The organism is Paenibacillus sp. PCH8 (genome assembly GCF_002968835.1).
Lineage (GTDB): Bacteria > Bacillota > Bacilli > Paenibacillales > Paenibacillaceae > Paenibacillus.
Genome location: NZ_PKQK01000002.1, coordinates 1 through 20,770 on the forward strand (window position 1 = coordinate 1; position 20,770 = coordinate 20,770).

Annotated in this window: 21 protein-coding genes; 8 read left to right on the forward strand and 13 right to left on the reverse strand. The window is 46.8% G+C overall.

Going from position 1 to position 20,770, the window contains the following annotated elements:
- Both C0Q44_RS12635 and C0Q44_RS12640 read right to left on the reverse strand, forming a co-directional pair.
- Positions 1-114 (reverse strand): 6-phosphofructokinase (locus C0Q44_RS12635; RefSeq protein ID WP_181150989.1); only part of this gene is annotated, 114 nt, incomplete at its 3' end.
- A gap of 51 nt (positions 115-165) precedes the next feature.
- The gene (locus tag C0Q44_RS12640) at positions 166-1,245 is read right to left on the reverse strand and encodes a tetraprenyl-beta-curcumene synthase family protein (RefSeq protein ID WP_181150990.1); all 1,080 of its coding nucleotides are present in this window, start codon (positions 1,243-1,245) and stop codon (positions 166-168) included.
- A gap of 179 nt (positions 1,246-1,424) precedes the next feature.
- Between C0Q44_RS12640 and C0Q44_RS12645 the strand changes: the two genes are divergently transcribed.
- Both C0Q44_RS12645 and C0Q44_RS12650 read left to right on the forward strand, forming a co-directional pair.
- Positions 1,425-2,765: a polysaccharide biosynthesis protein gene (locus C0Q44_RS12645; RefSeq protein ID WP_105407704.1), complete on the forward strand. Its 1,341-nt coding sequence runs from the start codon at positions 1,425-1,427 to the stop codon at positions 2,763-2,765.
- 40 nt (positions 2,766-2,805) lie between these two features.
- Positions 2,806-3,978 (forward strand): MFS transporter, encoded by a 1,173-nt coding sequence (locus C0Q44_RS12650; protein WP_105407705.1) that lies wholly within the window; start codon positions 2,806-2,808, stop codon positions 3,976-3,978.
- A gap of 151 nt (positions 3,979-4,129) precedes the next feature.
- On the opposite strand, the gene C0Q44_RS12655 is transcribed toward C0Q44_RS12650, so the two are convergent.
- On the reverse strand, positions 4,130-4,327 hold the full coding sequence (locus tag C0Q44_RS12655) for a cold shock domain-containing protein (RefSeq protein WP_105407706.1): 198 nt from the start codon (positions 4,325-4,327) through the stop codon (positions 4,130-4,132).
- Positions 4,328-4,489: 162 nt separating this feature from the next.
- On the opposite strand from C0Q44_RS12655, the gene C0Q44_RS12660 reads away from it, so the two are divergent.
- The 5 genes from C0Q44_RS12660 (at position 4,490) to C0Q44_RS12680 (ending at position 8,587) form a co-directional block, all read left to right on the forward strand.
- The gene (locus tag C0Q44_RS12660; RefSeq protein ID WP_105407707.1) at positions 4,490-4,723 is read left to right on the forward strand and encodes a hypothetical protein; all 234 of its coding nucleotides are present in this window, start codon (positions 4,490-4,492) and stop codon (positions 4,721-4,723) included.
- Between the two features lie 3 nt (positions 4,724-4,726).
- Complete coding sequence (locus C0Q44_RS12665) at positions 4,727-4,912, forward strand: hypothetical protein (protein ID WP_105407708.1); 186 nt, start codon at positions 4,727-4,729, stop codon at positions 4,910-4,912.
- Between the two features lie 214 nt (positions 4,913-5,126).
- Complete coding sequence (pepF, locus tag C0Q44_RS12670; RefSeq protein WP_105407709.1) at positions 5,127-6,917, forward strand: oligoendopeptidase F; 1,791 nt, start codon at positions 5,127-5,129, stop codon at positions 6,915-6,917.
- A gap of 132 nt (positions 6,918-7,049) precedes the next feature.
- Positions 7,050-7,430: a LapA family protein gene (locus C0Q44_RS12675; RefSeq protein WP_105407710.1), complete on the forward strand. Its 381-nt coding sequence runs from the start codon at positions 7,050-7,052 to the stop codon at positions 7,428-7,430.
- Between the two features lie 116 nt (positions 7,431-7,546).
- Entirely contained in the window at positions 7,547-8,587 is a 1,041-nt protein-coding gene (locus tag C0Q44_RS12680) for a M42 family metallopeptidase (protein WP_105407711.1), read from the forward strand.
- A gap of 199 nt (positions 8,588-8,786) precedes the next feature.
- On the opposite strand, the gene C0Q44_RS12685 is transcribed toward C0Q44_RS12680, so the two are convergent.
- From C0Q44_RS12685 to C0Q44_RS12700, 4 genes are all read right to left on the reverse strand, one after another.
- Positions 8,787-9,725, reverse strand: a complete 939-nt coding sequence (locus C0Q44_RS12685) for a hypothetical protein (protein ID WP_105407712.1) — start codon at positions 9,723-9,725, stop codon at positions 8,787-8,789.
- Positions 9,726-9,886: 161 nt separating this feature from the next.
- A complete protein-coding gene (locus tag C0Q44_RS12690; RefSeq protein ID WP_105407713.1) occupies positions 9,887-11,821 on the reverse strand; it encodes an ABC-F family ATP-binding cassette domain-containing protein in 1,935 nt (644 codons plus the stop codon).
- Positions 11,822-11,883: 62 nt separating this feature from the next.
- Positions 11,884-12,462, reverse strand: coding sequence for a TetR/AcrR family transcriptional regulator (locus C0Q44_RS12695; RefSeq protein WP_105407714.1), 579 nt, complete (start codon positions 12,460-12,462; stop codon positions 11,884-11,886).
- 12 nt (positions 12,463-12,474) lie between these two features.
- Positions 12,475-13,284, reverse strand: a complete 810-nt coding sequence (locus tag C0Q44_RS12700) for a DUF92 domain-containing protein (protein ID WP_105407715.1) — start codon at positions 13,282-13,284, stop codon at positions 12,475-12,477.
- Positions 13,285-13,588: 304 nt separating this feature from the next.
- Here C0Q44_RS12700 and C0Q44_RS12705 point away from each other — a divergent pair, with 304 nt between their 5' ends.
- A complete protein-coding gene (locus tag C0Q44_RS12705; RefSeq protein WP_105407716.1) occupies positions 13,589-13,996 on the forward strand; it encodes a hypothetical protein in 408 nt (135 codons plus the stop codon).
- Between the two features lie 118 nt (positions 13,997-14,114).
- On the opposite strand, the gene C0Q44_RS12710 is transcribed toward C0Q44_RS12705, so the two are convergent.
- The 6 genes from C0Q44_RS12710 to hemE form a co-directional block, all read right to left on the reverse strand.
- Entirely contained in the window at positions 14,115-14,747 is a 633-nt protein-coding gene (locus tag C0Q44_RS12710; protein ID WP_105407717.1) for a fumarylacetoacetate hydrolase family protein, read from the reverse strand.
- Positions 14,748-14,793: 46 nt separating this feature from the next.
- Positions 14,794-15,546 carry a glycerophosphodiester phosphodiesterase gene (locus C0Q44_RS12715; RefSeq protein WP_105407718.1) on the reverse strand — a complete coding sequence of 251 codons (753 nt, stop codon included), beginning with the start codon at positions 15,544-15,546 and terminating at the stop codon, positions 14,794-14,796.
- A 25-nt stretch (positions 15,547-15,571) separates the two neighbouring features.
- Complete coding sequence (locus C0Q44_RS12720; protein ID WP_105407719.1) at positions 15,572-16,984, reverse strand: CapA family protein; 1,413 nt, start codon at positions 16,982-16,984, stop codon at positions 15,572-15,574.
- A gap of 187 nt (positions 16,985-17,171) precedes the next feature.
- Positions 17,172-18,596 carry a protoporphyrinogen oxidase gene (gene hemY, locus C0Q44_RS12725; protein ID WP_105407720.1) on the reverse strand — a complete coding sequence of 475 codons (1,425 nt, stop codon included), beginning with the start codon at positions 18,594-18,596 and terminating at the stop codon, positions 17,172-17,174.
- Positions 18,596-19,546: a ferrochelatase gene (hemH, locus tag C0Q44_RS12730; RefSeq protein ID WP_105407721.1), complete on the reverse strand. Its 951-nt coding sequence runs from the start codon at positions 19,544-19,546 to the stop codon at positions 18,596-18,598. Before hemH ends, hemY begins: the two co-directional genes overlap by 1 nt.
- Entirely contained in the window at positions 19,539-20,603 is a 1,065-nt protein-coding gene (hemE, locus tag C0Q44_RS12735; RefSeq protein WP_105407722.1) for a uroporphyrinogen decarboxylase, read from the reverse strand. Before hemE ends, hemH begins: the two co-directional genes overlap by 8 nt.
- Positions 20,604-20,770 lie beyond the last annotated feature (167 nt).

Genomic DNA, 20,770 nt, shown 5'->3' on the forward strand with positions numbered 1-20,770 from the left:
GTATACTTCCAGACCGTAGAACAGTCCGCTGCGAACAACCGCACGAACAGCTGCGTTCATCCCTTGTGAATCACCACCGCTCGTTAAAACTGCGATTTTCTTTACTGCTGTCATGATGTTTTTTCCTCCTCTAGTTTCACTTCAGGCTCCGCAATAACACCCGACTTACATATTCTTTCGTATCCAGCGGCTGAAAATGAAGAAAAATATTCTTGTCATGGGACTATTCTTCATCAACCGTTTGGACACAACGCGAACTTCCTGCTGTTCGCTGACTTTGGGATCAGACAGGTAAATGGCTATCAGTCCTTCGATGATCATCCGGTGAAAAGAGCTCCCCGGGATCTTCTGCACATCGCTGCGTGCCATCTCCACAATAAAAGCAATTCGGTCCAGCATGGTCTCTACATTCTCATAATAGTTACAGAAGTTGAGATCTCCCCCGATGCGGTCCTCATCCTGATCAATTAAATAATCGAGCATAATGTGCAATGCGCATACATGCGGGAAGTAGGCCGTGTGGATCGAGGCCGCTTGCTCTTCGGTCAACTGATCGTCACTCGCAGCCAGAAACAGCATGAATACGCCCAGTGTAGAGCCCGTTGCAGCAGCAAATTCGTTCCAGCGAAACTGAGGTGTGCGGTGACGATGCTCCGACCACCATTCGAGCAATGCCGTTTCTCTCAGTTCGGGCTTGATATGCTTATATACCTGCAGGTCCGTGTATAGACCTGCCAGATCCTGAATTTGAGGCTTGGCGGACGCATAGCCTGGTAACTGACGGGTCAGTTCCTGACATGTGGTCACCAGATTCCGCAGATATCCACCGTCATCTTGCTCCTCACGGAGCGCATAATAATTGACGGGAGTCGCTTCGGGATCCACCGCATCAAGCATGGATTGATGGAGAAGACGAAAGTCGTTCGCGTCCATCGAGGTGCTGCGGTCGCACAGATTGTCCAAATAATCACTAATAGTTTGATATGAAACGATCAGCGGAATCAGAATGTGCCTGTTGGGCAAATCAGCTAAAGCGTATACGGTTCCACCTTCGCAGTGAAATTGCTTATCCCTGAGACTGGCAAGTGCCTGCGTTCGCAATTCCTCATTCGGAATTTCTTCAGCTTGGGCACGCCATCCATTCAATGCCTTCCGTGTTTCCGGAATGGTGTACTTGTACACCCCTCTCATCAATGCCAACGGTCCACGCGGATATTGATGACGTTTTCGATTTGATTGGCTCAAAATAAATGTGCCTCCACTTGGTTGAATACGTATTAGAGCGATTTTTAACCATTCCTATTATAATATGATCCCCTTAATTGTACAAATGATCTGCCCCATATTCCGCACAAAAAATCGCATCGGCGCTCAAAGCTTTATGATATACTAGGCATATTTCATCCATCAAAGGAGTCGTTGACATGTCGTCAAGTGAATCACTTTCGTGGAGGCGGTTATTTTCTTTTTTTGTGCCACTTGGCATTTCCGCCTCTCTCGTCACTATATCTCACGTCATTATAAACAGCACGTTAGCACGTTCCCCTCATCCCGAGACGGTTATTGCGAGCTATGCGATCGCCGGTAGCTTGTTAACTCTCACGGAACGCCCCTCCACCCTGCTGCGGCAAACTTGTTCCGCACTGGTTCGCGACCGCCTTTCTTTTCAGGCCCTCACATTTGTAACCAAAATATTTCTTGCTTGTGTGCTTCTCATCGGTTTCCTCATCGTCTATTCTCCTGTGGGTACTGGTGTATTCAAATATCTGTTTGGTGTGAGCCCGGATCTGCTGAACAAAGTTATCGACGTGTATGAAATTCTTATGTATGTCAGCATCTTTTCAGTGATCCGTAACATCTACCAAGGTATCATCATTACGAATAACCGAACCAAGTGGCTAACCATCGGCATGGTATTCCGTCTAGCTGGCATGTATGGCCTATCCCTTTATTTCATTTACACAGATAGCATTGACAGTGGTCGTGTAGGCGCTATCATTTTTGCTACTGGCATGATGATTGAAGCGCTAGTCAGCTTTCTGGAGGGAAACAGCATCAAGCGCAAGATGCCAGCCAAGCTTGAGAATCATCCCGTTGAGAGCAAAGGGGACGTATTCCGTTTTTATAAGCCGTTACTGCTCTCCAGCTTTGTAGCGCTGTTCATCGGACCGGTCATTAACATTGTACTTGGCAAAACGACCGGGATCGCACTAGCCATTTCTTCCTTTGCCATTGCAAGCAGTCTGATGCAGTTGATGCTGAGCTTTTTTACATACATCCATCAGATTGTGCTTAATTTCTACCATATCGATGCCAAACTGGTAAAGAAATTTGCACTTGTCACTGGATTTATTCCGTTCGCAATGACCGTGTCCATCGCCTACACTCCCTTGGGACCATGGGTACTGGAAAATGTAATGAGCGTACAAGGCAAACTGTTGGAACAAAGTCTGTGGACACTGCGAGCCTTCGTGCTATTCCCGTTGATCTTCCCTTTTCTGGATTTCAGCAATGGCCTCATTCTGCTCCGTGGGCAGACAAAGACGATGTTTCGTTCGCAGACGGCCAATGCAATCTGTACCGTTATCGTCCTGTTAATTCTGGTTAGTATCTTCCCTGCGTGGAACGGCATGATCGGAGCAGTGGCTCAATCTCTTGGTCTGCTTGCAGAGCTTATCATCGTCTGGCTCGTCATCCGTCGCACACAGAAGGAACCTACGATGTCTGTACCCCCTTCCCAAAGATCATCTTCCCTGAAAGGGTAATGAAATCATTGAACTGTTATCAAGATTGGAGTCTCTCATCATGAAATCAAGTCACAATGCCCGCCCGGATCAAAACTGGCTGCGGGCGCTAATGTTCACGATCTTCGGTTCCACCGTTCTGGTGGTGTCCTACTTCCAGCTGTACTTCAGTCATCTGGGATTCAGTCGGGCTGAGATCGGCTATCTCTACGGAATCGGTCCCCTCATCTCCGTATTCTCCAATATGTTCTGGAGCATGGCCAGCGATCGATATCAAACGGTACGCAAAGTCATGATCATTCTGCTTGGCGGTCAATTAATTACAGGTGTCATGCTCGCCAATGCGACGACTTTTGGTCAGGTATTTGTATTAGTGACTCTGTTTTACTTTTTCTATTATCCCGTATACCCACTCTCGGATACGATGGCAATTACAACGGCCAGCAAATATAGCCGGAATTTCACTTCGATTCGAGTCTTCGGATCGATCGGATTTGCCTTCTTCGCCCTAAGTATTGGGTATTTTCTTGGATCTTTTGGTCCGGGTTGGACGATATGGGTCTGCATCGGACTCGCTGCGACTACGCTACTGATTAGTTTCCAGTTAAAGGATCAGCCGTCGGGAAGCAACAGTAAAATGGATCTGTCGGGGTTATGGGCAATTTTAAAACGCAGGGATGTGCTCACCTTTTTCGGTTGTGTATTTCTGCTTGCCATGGGGCATCGGATGAACGAAGCTTTTCTTACCATTACGCTGAAAGAGCTGGGTGCCAGTGAAGGGCTGATTGGCTGGTCTTTGCTAATCTCCTCCGTAAGTGAAATCCCTATATTTCTTCTTCTTAGCAAGTATGGTAACCGATATAAAGAACTGCCGCTACTTGCCTTCGCTGCATTAATGTATACCATTCGCTTACTGCTCATGTCCATATCCGATACACCTGCTGCTGTGGTTGCCATACAGACGATGCACAGTGTAACTTTCGGCATTTTCTATGTCACTGCGGTCCGTTATATTATTCGTCTTGTTCCGGATAACTACAGGGCTACCGGGATAGCTTTATTCACCATCGTGTGGTCCAGTGCTTCGGGACTGCTTAGCGGAACTTTGGGCGGACTGCTCCTGGAACATGCTGGTAGACATACCTTCTACCTCACCGCCATGGTATTTTCTCTGGCTGCTCTAATCGGTTTTGGATTGAAGTTATTGTCCAGTATGACCCGTCGTTTGGATTGAACAAAGAGGGAATCCATATGCATACAGCCGATATTCACCGGGAGATGTAGAATCAAAAAAAGCACAGCGCCCTTGCGGGTACTGTGCTTGAATTCTAATATTAAGCTATAATTAATCATGTATAAGAGAAGTCCGTTGCCCGGAAAATTTACTACACTTTATTTACGTTAACTGCCTGAGGACCACGGTTTCCATCAGTGATTTCGAATTCTACCGCTTGACCTTCTTCCAATGTTTTGAAGCCGTCACCTTGGATTGCGGAGAAATGTACAAATACGTCCTCGCCGCCTTCAACTGAAATAAAGCCATAACCTTTTTCTGCGTTAAACCATTTAACTGTACCTTTCAAATGAAAAACCTCCTAAAAAGATCGCCATCTATGGCGAATGCCTTTATTATACTGTATGGGCTTCCATTTTTCAATTTATCTTTCCATAAATGTCGAAAAAATTTGCTTTGAATCGTAGGGTACGGTATCATTTTACCAAAACCGTTAGTTTGGAGACTACTTATGATAAAAAAACATGAAATATACAAAACAGACAAGTGGAACATGATGACCGTAGAAGTTCAAGGCAAATATCTCGTACTGCGCGAAATCTCTGAAGAGTGGGGCGAAGAATGCCATACTTTCCTTAGCCGTCCTGCGTTGATGCACTGGGCTGAGCGCCGTTTTCCAAAAGCTGATTTCGAGAATCGTGAGGATGAATGGCGCCAATTGATGGTTGCCTTCAAAGGGGTCTAACCCATGCAGCTTGACTCAAGCAATGTCGTCATCTTTATCATCCTTGCCTTCTCCCTTGGAATTGTGCTTATTCTGGGACGCCACTCCATCCCGGATCGACTGAGACGAGGAATGGCCCTTATTGCCACCCTGCTCATTTGTTTTGCCTTTTTCCTGATCGTTTATTTCCTGTATAACATGGGAGCTTAATTACAAGGTAGCTTGTTGCTCAAATATTTTAACGCCCCTCAGGTCATACTATTCGAGATTATTCGTATGGTAAGGAGGAAGGCCGTTGAAATACCGAAAATCGTTATCTGTGTTACTGGTACTTAGTCTGATTCCTTCGTCCCTCTCCGTTCAGGCAAGCGGGACGAAGCCAGCTTCGTCAATAGATTCATCACATGATCAAAGGAGGATTTCCATGAGTCAATTATTGAAACGTTCCGAGGTGCCAGCTGAGCATAGTTGGAAACTGGAAGATTTATTTGCCGATCAGAAAGCTTGGGATCAGGAATATGAAGAAGTATCATCTTTGACCAAGAAGGCCTCCGAATTTCAGGGTAAGCTGAGCCAACCTGATGTACTTAAATCCTGCTTTGAATTCGAAGATGAGATCAGCCTCAAACTCGAACGCATGTTTGTATATGCACGTATGCATCAAGATGAAGATACAGCTAATCCTACATATCAAAATCTGTCCCAAAAAGCCCAGAAGTTAGGCGTACAAGTCGGTGAAGCACTCTCTTTTGTCACACCGGAGATTCTCTCCCTTCCAGACAAGGAGTTGGACGCATTCATCGCTAACGAAAAACTCTCTGCCTATACCTTTACACTGGAAGAGATGAAACGTGAAAAAGCGCATGTGCTAACTCAAGCGGAGGAAGCTCTGCTCGCACAGGTGGGTAACCTCTCACAAGCTCCACAGACGATCTTTAGCATGTTGAATAACGCAGATCTCAAGTTTCCCCGAATCAAGGACGAACACGGCAACGAAGTTGAGCTGACACACGGCAGTTACATCCAGTTCCTGGAAAACCCTAATCGGGAAGTTCGCGAACGTGCCTTCAAAGCCGTATACGAAAGCTATGCCAAACAGAAGAACACGATTGCAGCTGCACTGAATGCAAATGTAACCAAAAACATGTTCTATGCCAATGTAAGGAAGTATCCTTCCGTGATGGAAATGTCCCTCTATGGTGATAACATTCCAACGGAAGTGTATACGAATCTGGTGGACACCATTCACGAGAGCCTTCCGCTGTTGCATCGTTATATGGACCTTCGCAAAAAGTTACTTGGTGTGGATCAATTGCACATGTACGACCTGTTTGCTCCACTCGTAGATGAATACAAAATGGATATTACCTATGAGCAAGCCAAACAAACGGTCAAAGACGGTCTGACACCACTCGGTAAAGAGTATGCAGACGCCTTACAAACCGGATATGATAACCGCTGGATCGATGTATATGAGAATGAAAACAAACGTTCAGGCGCATATGCCTGGGGCTCTTATGGCACTCACCCTTATGTCCTGTTGAATCACAAAGACAATCTGAACAGCATGTTCACACTGGCACATGAGATGGGTCACGCCCTGCATTCACATTATTCGGACACGACGCTACCGTATCGGGATGCACAATACACCATTTTCCTGGCAGAGGTTGCATCTACTACCAACGAAGCATTGCTCATGGATTATATGCTTAACAAATCAACTGATCCAAAGGAAAAATTGTATCTGCTGACCTACTATGCCGATCAATTCCGCACAACGGTATTCCGTCAGACCATGTTCGCGGAATTCGAGAAAATGATTCACGAACGGGCAGAGCAAGGTGACGCCTTAACGCCACAGTTATTATCCGAACTCTACTATGACCTGAACGTTAAATATCATGGAGACAATATGGTTGTGGACAAAGATATCGAGATGGAATGGGCTCGTATTCCCCATTTCTATAACAGCTTCTACGTTTACAAATATGCTACAGGTTTCTCCGCCGCAACCAGCTTCTCCAAGCAAATTCTGGAAGAGGGCCAACCCGCTGTTGACCGATATCTCGGATTCCTGAAGAGCGGTGGCAGTGATTACTCCATCAACATTCTGAAAAAAGCAGGTGTGGATATGTCTACACCACAGCCAATTCGTGAAGCGATGAGTGTGTTCAAGGAACTGATTGAACAGATGGAGCAACTAACCAAATAAGGTTGTCTCTCCCTGTGACCTGTATCCCTTGCCCATTTGGGCAAGGGATTTTATAATCAATGCAAGATGCAACATATCCGAATATGGGTAATGCATATTTAGTTCTCAATTGTTCAACAAGGAGGCAACACCATGAAAATGCAATGGGCGCTCATAGCAGGTCTTGTTTTCGCACTGCTTACGGGGATCTTTGCGGTTATTAATGTGGATTCCGTACAAGTTAACCTGCTATTTAACACGGTTCAAATCCCGCTGATCTTGCTGATTCTCGGTTGTACCCTGATCGGTGGAATTATTGTTGGCTCTTATGGCATCTACCGCCAATATCGACTGCAACGCGAGAACAAACAACTGAAATTGCGTGTATCTGAATTGGAAAGTTCCACGGCAAGCACTTCTACGCTGAATTCTTTCAAAACGATGGATTCACTTGATGCAAGCGAACCAGATAGCCTATTGGAGAATGATTCGATTCAGAGTCAGCGCAAAGGTAACCCTACAGGTACATTGTAAACAATCAGAGACAGCCTGCTGGCGAGTCAGGAATGGTAGTATCACATCCTTTCCCCCAGACAGGCTGTATTCTGTTTCACACCTTTGACACGATCACAATCAAGGAGGAATTTATAATGAGTTTTACGATTGATGAATCTTACGTTATGTCTTTTCTGAAAAAATTACTGGATACACCCAGTCCAAGTGGTTACACCCATCATATTATTGAAATGATCCGCAAGGAAGCTGAATCACTGAACATCGCTTGTGAGCTTAATAACAAGGGTGGAGCGGTGCTTTCATTTCCAGGGCAGGATTCGTCCAAGACCATCGCACTGAGCGCACATGTGGACACCTTGGGGGCCATGGTACGCTCAATCACCTCATACGGCACATTGAAGCTGACCTCTGTCGGTGGGTTCGCCATGCAAAGTATCGAAAACGAATATTGCAGCATCCATACACGGGACGGCAAGACATATACAGGTACGATCCTTTCCCTTCATCCATCTGTACACGTCTATCCGGATGCACGTACATTTGAACGGACTGAGAGCCATATGGAAGTTCGAATCGATGAAGTCGTTTCCTCCAAGGAAGATGTATTGAAACTCGGAATTGGAGTCGGTGACTTTATTTCCTTTGATGCTCGTGCAGTCATTACCCCAAGCGGTTACATCAAATCACGTCATCTGGACGACAAAGCCAGTGTAGCTGCCCTGTTCGGCATCCTTGAATCTGCACATCGCGAGAACTGGAAACCATTACATAACGTATCTCTGCTTATCTCCAATTATGAAGAAGTCGGACATGGGGCATCTTACATCCCTGCGGGAATTAGTGAAATGATTGCCGTAGACATGGGTGCGATGGGTGATGACCTCAGCTGTAAAGAAACCGACGTTTCCATATGTGCCAAAGATTCTTCTGGGCCGTATGACTATGATATGACCAACCGACTCATTGATCTGGCGAAACAAGCAGATCTCGATTATGTAGTCGATATTTATCCACAATATGGCTCAGACGGCAGTGCAGCATTGCGCGGAGGAAACAATATCCGTGCGGCTTTGATTGGTCCAGGGGTACATGCCTCACACTCCATGGAGCGCACACACAAGAATGCTGTTCTGAATACGGCACGATTGCTCGCTGCCTATATTACAACCAAATAAAACAAGCTTATCCACTTTTCTGTAACAGGGTAACTAGTCGTATGACGTTTAGAACGTTCGTTGAGCACTCCGATGCTCCATATGATTTAACAGTCATCATGAAGGAATATGAATTTCACATGTCCAAAAAGGACATTTCCAGTAGCACCATTTCGGTGCGTACTTTGGAAGTGTCCTTTTCTATCCTGTGTCTTAACCCTTAATCCGCCTGTTCCACATATTCATGATATTTGCGCTCCAGCACATCGAACCCTGCCTTATGGTTTCGCATTTCACTTCGTAACACATGCATCGTCTTGCGAACCACGCTCAGCCCATCCTTCACTTGTCTTTCGGCTTTACGGATTTTGTCCTGAACCATCCAATCTACGAAAAGGCTATCGAAGAAATAGTCTGCGAACGAAAGCAGACCTCCCAGATGCAGATCGGCGTGGACAGCCATCTCTACATCCTCCAGTTCCTTCTGAAAGCGGCGCAGACGCTTACCTGCATCCATAATGGCTACTTGAGCGTCATCCATTCGGCCACGCTTGATATGGGTGGAGATGACTCCACCACCCATCATGTCATATACGCCCCAATTTCCTGCCGAAGCCAGAGCTTTCTCGGCACGTTCAAGGGCATAAACCAGATACTCTCCTTCCCGGAAAGCCTCATCCAGTTCCTGAAGCTCACTTGCAAGATGCTCGCGATTCTCAGCCATGTACCGCAATTCCGCATCCTGGTCCAGCAGACGACCTTCCTTCTTCGCCCATAAAGCGTTGTAGTCACTCTGCCAGCATCGATACTGTCGTTGACCCTCCAACTCCTGCTCCACATGCATACGTTGCTCCTGTACGTCTTGCAACATGCGACAAGCCGTATCATATGCAGCCTTGCTCTCCATCAGTTCCAGCTCTTCCTTCTCCAGACGCTCCGTCTTCTTGCCAATCAGTTGATAGAAAAATGCGGACAATGTCATACTGTTCAATCGATCAACGTCCTGCTGCTCCTTCTGAAGATGCTCCAAACGCCGCTCAACTTTCGCTTTCCAGTCAGCTTCCTCCGCTTGCAGCTTTTCTAATCGTTTGATCCATTTCTCGTACATTCTCCCCTTTTCCTTGAGCACTGCCAACTGTTCATTCATTTCCTTATACATGAATGTGGTGTTCTCTCCCTTCTATGGAATTCTTTACTTATACAACGTAATGAGTCCACTTAACGTTTCACATTTATGCACAATTTGCAGACAAAAAATCGCCCTCTACTCGCGTGCAACATTCAGTCGCTGTGGAATAAAGGGCGATCGCAATTTAAAAATCAGGACTTACTTTGCTCAATCTGCTCTGCAAGTTCATTCAGAACAGTCCAGCGTTCCATTAGTTCGTCCAGATGACGCTCAGCCTCGACCTGCTCCGCCATCAACTCCTGCAGACGGGCAGAATCACTAAATGACTCTTCCATCTCTTTGTTAATCCGAACAAGATTAGCCTCAGCCTTCTCAATATTCTCATCAATCTGGTCGTATTCATGTTGTTCTTTGAAACTGAATTTCAACTTCAGTTTAGCCTCTGAGACAGCAGGGGACGTTTTCTCCGATGACTGCTTTACCTTCGCTGCTGTTCCTGTATCACTCGCTTGAGTAGCTCCATTCGCATTTTTCAGCATCCATTCCGCATATTCACTGTAGTCGCCGACGTGCACACGTACAGCACCGTTTCCCTCAAAAGACAGCACTTTATCCACAGTACGATCCAGGAAATAACGATCATGAGATACCACAAAGACAACACCCGGAAAATCATCCAGATAGTCTTCAAGTACAGCGAGAGTCTGGATGTCCAGATCATTCGTCGGCTCATCCAGTAGCAATACATTCGGAGCAGCCATCAGAACACGCAGCAGATACAGACGACGCTTCTCTCCACCAGACAGACGGGAGATTGGCGTCCACTGTGATGTCGGGGTAAACAGGAATCGCTCCAGCATCTGGGATGCTGTAATGAGAGAGCCATCCGCCGTTTTCACATTCTCGGCCACTTCCTTGATGTACTCCATGACACGAAGAGATTCATTCATCTCTTGTTGCTCCTGTGTGAAGTAGCCCAAATTGACCGTAGGACCGACGTCAACCACTCCTGCATCAGGCTCCAACTTGCCAGATATCATCTGTAGCAGCGTTGATTTACCGCTACCATTCGGTCCGACAATTCCAACCCGATCGCCAGGTACGGCAATATAACTCAAATCTTCGATCAGTTTGCGTCCACCGGCAGATTTGGAAAGATGTTCGATCTCCAGTATCTTTTTACCCAAACGAGTGGAGCCAACCGATACTTCCAATGAACCCGAACGCTGAATTCCCTGTTGGTCTTTCAGTTGTTCGAAGCGATCAATTCTCGCTTTTTGTTTCGTTGTCCGTGCCTTGGCACCGCGACGAATCCACGCGAGCTCCGTCCGAAGCAGGTTCTTACGCTTCTGTTCAGAAGAAGCTTCCCGTTCTTCCCGCTCTGCCTTCAGTTCCAGAAAGCGAGTATAGTTGGCTTCATACCGGAATAAACGACCATGATCCAATTCCAGCATAACATTCGCCACACGATCCAGGAAATAGCGATCATGCGTAATCATAAGCAGTGCGCCGCGACGCTTCTGCAGATACTGTTCCAACCAGACTACCGAGTCATTATCAATATGGTTCGTCGGCTCATCCAGAATGAGCAGTTCGCAGGGATGAATCAGTGCGGTTGCGAGCGCTACCCTTTTACGTTGTCCACCCGACAATGTACCCATCAAAGCATCGAATTGACGAATCCCCAGTTTGGACAAAATACTCTTCGCTTCACTCTCCATCTGCCAGAGTTGAAGCTGCTCCATCTGCTGGTTCAAATGTAATAACCGTTCTTGCAAGGCTGGATCGGATGATTGCAATTCCAATAACTCCATCGTTTCCGTATATTCACGCACGGTTTTCATTTCCATGCTGTCCCCTTCAAACACTTGTTGCAGTACCGTGTTATCCGGGTTGATATCTGGATTCTGAGCCAAGAACTGAATACGCACGTCATTGCCGATGGAGATCTGTCCCGCGTCTGCAGGTTCCATACCTGAAATTACACGCAAAAACGTGGATTTTCCGGTTCCGTTCACCCCAACGACGCCAATCTTGTCCTGATCAGCCATACCAAATGAAGCGTCTTTGAACAATATTTTTTCGCCATAACTCTTTGCAATTTGTTCTACCGTCATTATGTTCATTGCTCGTTACCCACTTCTCTGTAAAATAGTATTCAATATTACCCGTATCCACACACAATCACTTACGTTTTCAAAAAGGACCGACACCCGTCCAGAAACAACGCTGCGGAGAAGGCAATTCGCTTGTTCAGATCCTCTTCGTTGAACTCTGGATTAAGCATAATATCCATCTTCAGACGATCCAGAATCCCAATATAAGATTTGGCTAATAAGACCGGCTCAGGCACACTTGCACTCTCCAGTACCTCGCACACCATGCTCATATATTGATTCATGAACTCTTTCATGAATTGCATCAGGTCCGGATCATTATTAGGTGCCATAAAAAAGAGTTTGGTATGATTACGGCGCTCATAATAATACGTTAGGTGGGTCTTGGCTATTGCTCCAAGTTTATCACCTGTGTTCTCGTGCGAGTTCAAAGCATATTCGAGTCGACTAATAAAGCTATTACAATCCCGCTTGGACACTGCAACAAATAATTGTTCCTTGCTTTTGAAATATAAATAAATGGTGCCTTTTGCGATGCCGGCTTCGTCTGCAATATCAGACATTTTCGTCTCATAAAAACCTTTCGAGCCAAAAATACCATAGGCCGCATCCAAAATAGCCTCCGATTTGTCTCCCTGTACAGTGCTCAAATGTACTCCCCCTTACAACGCCAAAATATTACCTAAACCAATCGCCACACATCCGCCGATAACCGAGCTAAGCACGTTCACAAGGTCGTTACTCATCCATGCCCAGCCACGAGCCCGAACAGTCGGATGCCCGCAATGTTCATGTACCTCAACTTCACGGCCACATACGGTACAACGATACATCATCTGCACCGTTGCGCCCAGATAAGAATCGGCAAAAGCACCTGCCAAACCACCTACCAGGCCGACAAAAGTCCAACTAAACAGACCAAGCCCTTCTACCCCGGCGATCCATGAAAAGAAAAATGCTCCCGCGCCAATCAGAGCCCCACCTACGGCTGCAGCCATGGAACCTAGCAGTGACACTCCTCCTGAGGCTCCCGGAGTAAGAACCTTCCACGTGACAACAGAACGCGGCGGCTTGCGGCTGAGGCTCCCCAGTTCGGTTGCCCATGTATCTGAGGTAACGGTAGCCATTACGCCAATAAAGGCATACATCCAAGCCGGATGCGGGAATATCCAGTATGCAAGGCATAGAAACATGCCCATTCCACCATTAGCCATCACTTGCCCGATGTCCCGATTTCCTGTTTTGGCATAGGATTTCTCCAGTTCCCGCTTTCGATCTTTACGAAATCTGGAGAGCAATGTTGAAGTGATGAAAAACAACAATAACGTGCCGAACCAGAACAGGTTACCCGCTCCGTAATATATCGTTCCCATCATGATTGCTGCCAGGCAACCAGACAAGGTTAGCGACTTTTTCGCATAGGCAGCACATGCCACCATAGAAGCGCATACGGCGCCAATGATCCAATCCATAATGTCTCCTGCATGTGGCGCATACGTAAGCGCCCACATGACGTTTATTGTATTTTTGAAATTCAATTATAACACGGTTTGATGCCAATGCCGAAACTCCCGAGGCCAACCTTGAAATAAATGCATTTATCCATACAAACGAGCTTCAGCACTTGATTTAAATATGATTTTAACATGCTTTCAATTTACTTATCCCGTTTTAAGTTTCATTTCAGCTTTTCGTTATACACTACTCTCAGATCGATACACCTAAGACGATCTACGATTCAGTTCGTACTCCACTATAGAAATGAGGATAAAGCATATGAACATGAAAAGAGTCATCACCGTAGGCACCATGATGGTCAGTATGTCGTTCGCAGGAACAGCATGGGGCCAATCCGCCATCTCCCCCATACCTACTGCCAAATGGTCCATCGTTGACTTGGATACTCGTGAAGACAGCGGCGACGAGCTGCTAAACGCACTAAATCAGCCTTCTGAGGAAAAGTTATATCAGGAATTATATAACGGCAAATCACTGAGAATGATTACTGAAGCAAATAACGGTGATTTGACTGAGGTCATAGCTTTACAAGTAAAGCAGCTCAGAGAGCAGTTGGATGAACGACTCGCAAGCGGAACTATCAGCTCGGACCAACATACTGCACAACAAGCTGAATTGGAAGAGTTGGTCACGCAGAGTGCGAATACAGCTTACAACTTGGCGTAGTTAACGGCGTATTAGTACGATGAAGATATGAAGACACTTAAATAGTACGGCAAAAAGGAGCGTATGCACGCCCCTTTCTTGTACCCTATTCACCTCAAGCAGGTATGATGTGTAATCCTTATTGCGCTGCCCCAATCGTGCATGCACCCAAGGGTTTGCCATCCCATGACAGTTCGAGCACATCTCCTGCTTGTGTTGGTCCAACACCTTCGGGTGTTCCAGTAAAAATGACGTCTCCCGGCCCAAGGCCGTAATGGTGACCTACATAATCCACAATATCCTGTAAACTGAAGATCATGTTACGAATATTGCCACGCTGGACTTCTTCACCATTTTTGGTCAATGTAAAGTCTTTCTCCAGCAATGCCACCGCACCTGGAAATGTCTGGAATGCAGTGACTGGTGCGGAGTTTTTGAATCCTTTGGCCGCTGTCCAGGGATGACCCTTTTTCTTAATGACCGTCTGTACATCACGAAGCGTAAAATCAATGCCAAACGCATATGCATCCAATAACGCATCTACAGCCATACCTGACTCATAACTCCGGCCTATCCGCACGACCAGTTCAGCTTCATAATGAACTTCACCTTTGGTCGCAGGCAATTCAAGCATTTCACCATTCAGAGGAACGACCGCATGAGAAGGCTTCATAAAAATCATCGGCTCATCTGGAACCGCGTTGCCCAATTCCTCCGCGTGGAGCTTATAATTGCGTCCTACACAGTATACATTGCGAATATTAGTCAACATGGGGATATAACCACCTTTATCGGATTCATTAGTGCGTCTATGAGAGTTAAGGTCTGAAGAATCGGCTACTCGTCTCCTGAAATGCCTGTTCCCAGACGTCAGGACGATTCGTACATAACATAAGTTCTGGATCTACAGCTGCCAGTCTTTTCATAATAGACTTGTCATCCACCGTCCAGGCCATCACTCGAATGCCGGCACTTCGCATATCGTTCATTAAAGATTTATCAACATTGGTATACCCAATGGAGAGAAACGTGCAATTCATCTGACGTAGTGCTGTTAACAGATCGCCCGGTCTTGCATCAATAATTAGGCCCGTCTGAATCTCCGGCGCGAGTCTCTTCACTTCAACCAAAGCTGCCGGTTCAAAGGAAGTAATCACAACGTCATTTTGCATATGTCTCTTTCTCACTTCATGAATGACTGCCGCAGAGAGACCAGGGTACATGTCTCCTTGCGTTTTTAGCTCAATGTTCAAACGAACTCTGCCGACGGAACGATCCAACAATTCACTCAGAGCGGGAATTCGTTCACCTTTATATTTCTTGTTCTTCCACGCTCCAGCATCCAGCAGTTGCAGATCAGCCCAATCTGCATCTCGAACCGGGCCTCTGCCATTTGTCGTACGGTCCAGTGTAAAATCATGAATAATGACCGGCACACCATCACGTGACAACTGAACATCCAATTCCATCCATTGGACTTCAGGCCGTTCCATGGCCATTAGAAACGCAGCCATCGTGTTCTCTGGTGCAATGGAAGAAAATCCACGGTGCGCTACACAAAGATTGTTCACTTGATTCCCTCCTCAACAATGGTTCTCAGTTTGGCGAAGCGACTCCGTTCGCATCATATTGAACGCCCGGGGAAAGCCGTGCCATCTGTTCCAGTAGAAGTTTGTTCGCTTCATCAATCATCGGAAGGGCCTGACCAAGCCCCGCCTCATAAGGTATTATTTTCATACTGCAAGCAGCATCGCTACTGCATCTTGCCTGAAACACTGCTGTTTTCCAGGTTTCTTCCGTTGTTGATCTGGAGAAAATAAAATTCCCCGTACTGTATGCAATCCACTTGCCTTTATAGTACTCCAGCCCTTGCAACACATGAGGATGACCACCTACAACCAGATCGGCGCCAGCATCCACAAACTCATGAGCCAATCGGGTCTGATCACTATTCGGGGTACTTACACGTTCTTCGCCCCAGTGTGCAACCACAATGACCAGATCGGCCTTCTTGCGCGCCTCCTGGATCGCTTTGACTGCTCCTGTGGAATCATAGGCTTCAGCCACGCCAGCCCGATTGCCCTCAGCTTTCCAACTCGTTTCCGGTACAACACGGGAGAATCCAAGTAAAGCAATCTTCATGCCTTTGCGTTCCAGATATGCAGGCGCATAAGCCTCATCTCTGTTCATGCCTGCTCCTGTGTGAGCTATACCATATTCCTTGAGATAGGTTAACGTATCCACCAAGCCCTCTACGCCCTGATCCAGAATATGATTATTAGCCAGATTCACCGCATCAAAACCCGCAGAGGCCATTGCCTCCAATGCTTTGGGTGAAGATTTGTATACATAGGTTTTGTCAACCGCACCCGTACCGCCCAGCGTGATTGGTGTCTCCAGGTTACCGATGGTGAGATCATCGTCCTTGAATAATCTGCCGAGCTTGGCAAAGGGGTAATCATAGCCGTTCTTATCCAGCAATTCGGCTACTTTGCCCGAGAACTGAATATCGCCAACAAAGTTAATGGTGATATCCTTCGCTGAATTGGAGGGTTTCGACGCCCCTGATTCATTATCCGTACCTGAATTACCCTTCGTGCCGGATGGTGTCGGAGTAGCAACAGGTTTCTTCGTTCCGGATTCGGTCTTCTCACTATTGATACTGCCTGAAGAGTCCGGTGTCGCTGCTCCGGTTGTATTTTCAGCGTTCTCCGTTGTCTCTTCATCCGTAGATTTAGGATTATCATCCGATTCCTCATCTGATGTCTGTTCTGGTGAGCCTACTTGATCACCGCCTTTAGCATCGTCTGTAACGGAAGGCTGATCCTGATTGACTACTTCCGGGGTCACCGGCTCGTCTGCCTGTTGCTGACCTGTATTGAGGGCATACAATATGCCGACCAGACCAATCGTCAGGATCAACACAATATTAATTGCCCAGATGATGGTATTACGTGTGCGTTTACCTTTTTTCTTAGGTACACTTCGCTCAGATCTTGGGGGATACATAAGCAACTCCTCTTCTTCTTCACAACTATATATCCCATTATATCAGGCATATTCTGGATTTCCATCATTCCTTGGAACTGTATTCATTGGAAGGGTATCAACTCCGTTAGCTACCAGACTTTTCTGTAAAAAAAAGCCGTCTCTCCTGTAGAAAATCCTACGATCGAGACAGCTATTGATTTCAATATTATTCCGCTGCAAGCAATTGTGTAGCCTGAACCGACATTTCCTTCGCTTGTCTGATGCAATCAGGCAGGCCTACGCCCTCATAACCAGCACCAGCAATATATACACCCGGCAATTTGTTGCCAAGTTCCTCACGGAGTCCAGCAATATGTTGAAGATGCCCCACTGGATACTGCGGCATCGACTTGCGAAGACGAGTAATCTCGGAGAAGATCGGCACTGCTTCAATTCCCATCGTCTCTCTCAAATCCTTGAGAACCAGATCCGTCAGTGATTCATCCGGGAGCTCTACATTCTGTTCGTCACCGGAGCGACCCACATAACAGCGGAGTAGCACCTTATCGTCGGGACTTGTATGCAGCCATTTCGTGGACGTCCACGTGCAAGCCGTAATATTCCGGCCCTCTTTCCGCGGAACAAGGAAGCCCGATCCATCGAACACATGCTCCACCTCTTTTTTCTCAAAAGCGAGCACCACATTCGCTACAGATACATAGTTAATCGCGTCCAGAGCCGCTGTGTCGACATAAGGGTTCAATAGATCCGATGCTACGTATGTCGGAACCGTAATCACAACATCGTCCGCTTCCAGCATCTCCCCATTCTCCAGTTCAACACTGTATCGGGTCTGTGCTCCATCGAGGCGTTGCAACGACTTCACGGCGGTGTTCAATCGTTGATCCACATCCTGCAACTCATGAACAAGCGCGTGAACAAGACTCTGAAGTCCCTGCCGAAAATTCAAAAAGGCACTTCGTTTCGTTCCGGTATGGGTCTCAGCCGGTTTACGACCGGTCATCATGCCCCGGATCAGACTGCCATAATCCCGCTCCACCTCACCGAACTGCGGAAAGGTTGCCTGGAGGCTCAACCGCCGCATGTCACCCGCATAGATTCCTGCGAGCAATGGTTCAGTCAAGTTCTCCAACACCTCCGTTCCAAGACGGCGTTCGATCATATAACCGAGCGATTCATCCTCTGTTGTACGGCGCGGCGGGATGACGAAATCCATCAATGCCCGCAGTTTGCCTGCCGGGGATACCAGACCACTTCTCAGGAACGATCTTAGTTCTGTCGGGATACCAAGAACGAGTCCTGCCGGCATCGGATGAAGTTTGCCACGCTGCATAATATACGTTTTCTTCGACTCCGGATTCTGACTCACCAGCTCATGATCCATCTCCAATTCTTTGGCCAGATCGATCATTGCTGTTTTGCGAGCCAGGAAAGAATCCGGCCCTTTTTCAATCACAAATCCATCCCGGTGCAGTGTCTCAATCATGCCTCCCATGGACGAGCTTTTCTCTACCAGGGTAATCACAGGGTCCACTCCAGCTTCCCGGTAGTGCTTGCGAATATAGAATGCCGCGCTGAGGCCGGTGAGGCCACCGCCGACAACGACAACGCGACGTTTCTTGTCATCCATTACTCATCCGACCCTTGCTGCCATTGGCTTATAATAACGTCACTTAACGTCTCCATGTATAGAGGATCGCTATTAAGAGAATCAATACGCATCAGGCGCATGTCAATCTCTTTGGCAATCGATTTGGCCTCGATATCTAGATCATAGAGTACTTCGAGATGATCCGAGACGAATCCGATTGGTGCTACTAGCACATCCTCTACCTGTTCACGGGATAGTTCCTGTAACGTATCCAGAATATCCGGTCCAAGCCACGGCTCGGCTGTTCGTCCAGCACTTTGCCATGTGAATTGCCAATTGGTGATTCCTACACGTGAAGCAATCGCTTCTGAAGTTTCCAGCAATTGTTGCGGGTATGGATCGCCCATATCCACAATTCGTGCTGGCAAGCTGTGAGCACTGAACAACACCTTCACATCACCGCGTTTTGCGCCAGCTTCTTCGAAAGCATCCAATTTGGCACTCACCCGTGTGGACAGAGCCTGAATTAACTTCGGATGCAGGTGATAGCTCTCAATAAAGGACATATGCACGCCTAGTTCCTCTGCTTTTTCACGTGCACGCTTGATATAACTCCCTACACTCATCGTGGAGAAATGAGGAGCCAGTACAATACCAATCGCTGTTTGTATTCCATCCTTCGCCATCTGCTGCACGCCATCCTCGATAAACGGATACGCATGCTTCAGCCCTTGATAACAACGAAATTCCACATCATTGCCGCGCTCATCCCGGTTTAACGTCTCCTGAAGGGCCTTAACCTGATTATCCGTGTTCTCCCGTAGCGGGAAAACACCGCCAACAATGGCTTCATAACGATCCGTCAGTTCTTTCAGTTGTTCCGGTTCAGGCGGACGTCCTCTGCGGATATGTGTGTAATATGCTTCAACACTCTCCATATTCTCAGGTGTGCCATACGACATCACCAGTACACCTACAGTATTAGTCATTGGTTACCATCACCCCTGTTTTCAATGCTTCAGCTGAATATTCGTGAATATAAGCTGTCAATTCTCTCAATTTATCCAAAGAAGCTTCAGGAAATAGTCCATGTCCCAGATTGAAAATGTAACCTGGCTCCTTAATACCTTCGTCAATAATCACTTTAGCTTGCTCTTTGATCAGTTCCATCGGTGCTGTCAACAGATAAGGGTCCAGATTACCCTGCACGGCGAACTTGCCACCCAGACGCTTACGTGCTTCTGAGATGGACACTCTCCAGTCTAAACCAATGACATTGGCCTGCAGATCATGCAACGTTGGCAATAGTTCTCCCGAAGCCACACCAGGGAAATAAATCTTAGGTACATTCAAATCGGACAATTCGGTAAAGATACGAGTAATCGTAGGCAACACATACGTTCTGAAATCTTTGGGAGAAAGCGCTCCAACCCAGCTGTCGAACAATTGGAATGCCTTACCACCATTTGCAATATGCGCACGAATATATGTAATGACCATATCACCAAGCTTCTGCATCAGCTTGTGCCATACTTCTGGCTCACTGTACATCATCGTTTTGGTCCGAATGTATCCTTTGGAAGGTTGACCCTCAATCAGATAACTCGCAATGGTGAATGGTGCGCCCGCAAACGTAATCAGGGGCACGTCAAGCTCCTTATCCAGAATTCGAATGGTCTCCAGAATATGTGACAGATCACCTTCAACGTCAATCGGACGCAAACGATCTACATCTGCAGCTGAACGAATGGGGTTATCAATTACCGGTCCAATATTTTTGACAATGTCAAAATCAATGCCCAGTGAGGCAACCGGATTCATAATATCGGAATACAAAATAGCCGCATCTACACCCAGTTTTCGCACTGGCATGAGTGTAACTTCAGCCGCCAGCTCGGGTTGTTGGCAAATTTCTAGTAAGGAGTACTTTTCTTTAATTTTGCGATATTCAGGATCATAACGTCCAGCCTGACGCATGTACCATACCGGAACACGGTCAACCTGTTGCTTGAAACTTGCCCGAATCAGTCGATCATTATAGCTCATGTAAGAAGCCTCCAATAGTTTTTGGACTCATAATTACCATTATGCCCTTTTTAAACAGCCGTAACAACCATATGCAGATGCGTTCTACGTGACAATACTATGACATTCCTTACACCCCCATCCCATATGCCAATTATGTTATAATGAAAGAATGGCGTTTTTTGGAG

Coding starts and splice junctions, on each gene's coding strand:
- C0Q44_RS12710 (WP_105407717.1), bottom strand. CDS start 14,747: ATGTTGACTAATATTCGCAATGTATACTGTGTAGGACGCAATTATAAG.
- C0Q44_RS12690 (WP_105407713.1), bottom strand. CDS start 11,821: ATGAACATAATGACGGTAGAACAAATTGCAAAGAGTTATGGCGAAAAA.
- C0Q44_RS12720 (WP_105407719.1), bottom strand. CDS start 16,984: ATGTATCCCCCAAGATCTGAGCGAAGTGTACCTAAGAAAAAAGGTAAA.
- C0Q44_RS12660 (WP_105407707.1), top strand. CDS start 4,490: ATGATAAAAAAACATGAAATATACAAAACAGACAAGTGGAACATGATG.
- C0Q44_RS12705 (WP_105407716.1), top strand. CDS start 13,589: ATGAACATGAAAAGAGTCATCACCGTAGGCACCATGATGGTCAGTATG.
- C0Q44_RS12680 (WP_105407711.1), top strand. CDS start 7,547: ATGAGTTTTACGATTGATGAATCTTACGTTATGTCTTTTCTGAAAAAA.
- C0Q44_RS12650 (WP_105407705.1), top strand. CDS start 2,806: ATGAAATCAAGTCACAATGCCCGCCCGGATCAAAACTGGCTGCGGGCG.
- hemH (WP_105407721.1), bottom strand. CDS start 19,546: ATGACTAATACTGTAGGTGTACTGGTGATGTCGTATGGCACACCTGAG.
- pepF (WP_105407709.1), top strand. CDS start 5,127: ATGAGTCAATTATTGAAACGTTCCGAGGTGCCAGCTGAGCATAGTTGG.
- C0Q44_RS12685 (WP_105407712.1), bottom strand. CDS start 9,725: ATGTATAAGGAAATGAATGAACAGTTGGCAGTGCTCAAGGAAAAGGGG.
- C0Q44_RS12645 (WP_105407704.1), top strand. CDS start 1,425: ATGTCGTCAAGTGAATCACTTTCGTGGAGGCGGTTATTTTCTTTTTTT.
- C0Q44_RS12700 (WP_105407715.1), bottom strand. CDS start 13,284: ATGGATTGGATCATTGGCGCCGTATGCGCTTCTATGGTGGCATGTGCT.
- C0Q44_RS12665 (WP_105407708.1), top strand. CDS start 4,727: ATGCAGCTTGACTCAAGCAATGTCGTCATCTTTATCATCCTTGCCTTC.
- hemE (WP_105407722.1), bottom strand. CDS start 20,603: ATGAGCTATAATGATCGACTGATTCGGGCAAGTTTCAAGCAACAGGTT.
- C0Q44_RS12675 (WP_105407710.1), top strand. CDS start 7,050: ATGAAAATGCAATGGGCGCTCATAGCAGGTCTTGTTTTCGCACTGCTT.
- hemY (WP_105407720.1), bottom strand. CDS start 18,596: ATGGATGACAAGAAACGTCGCGTTGTCGTTGTCGGCGGTGGCCTCACC.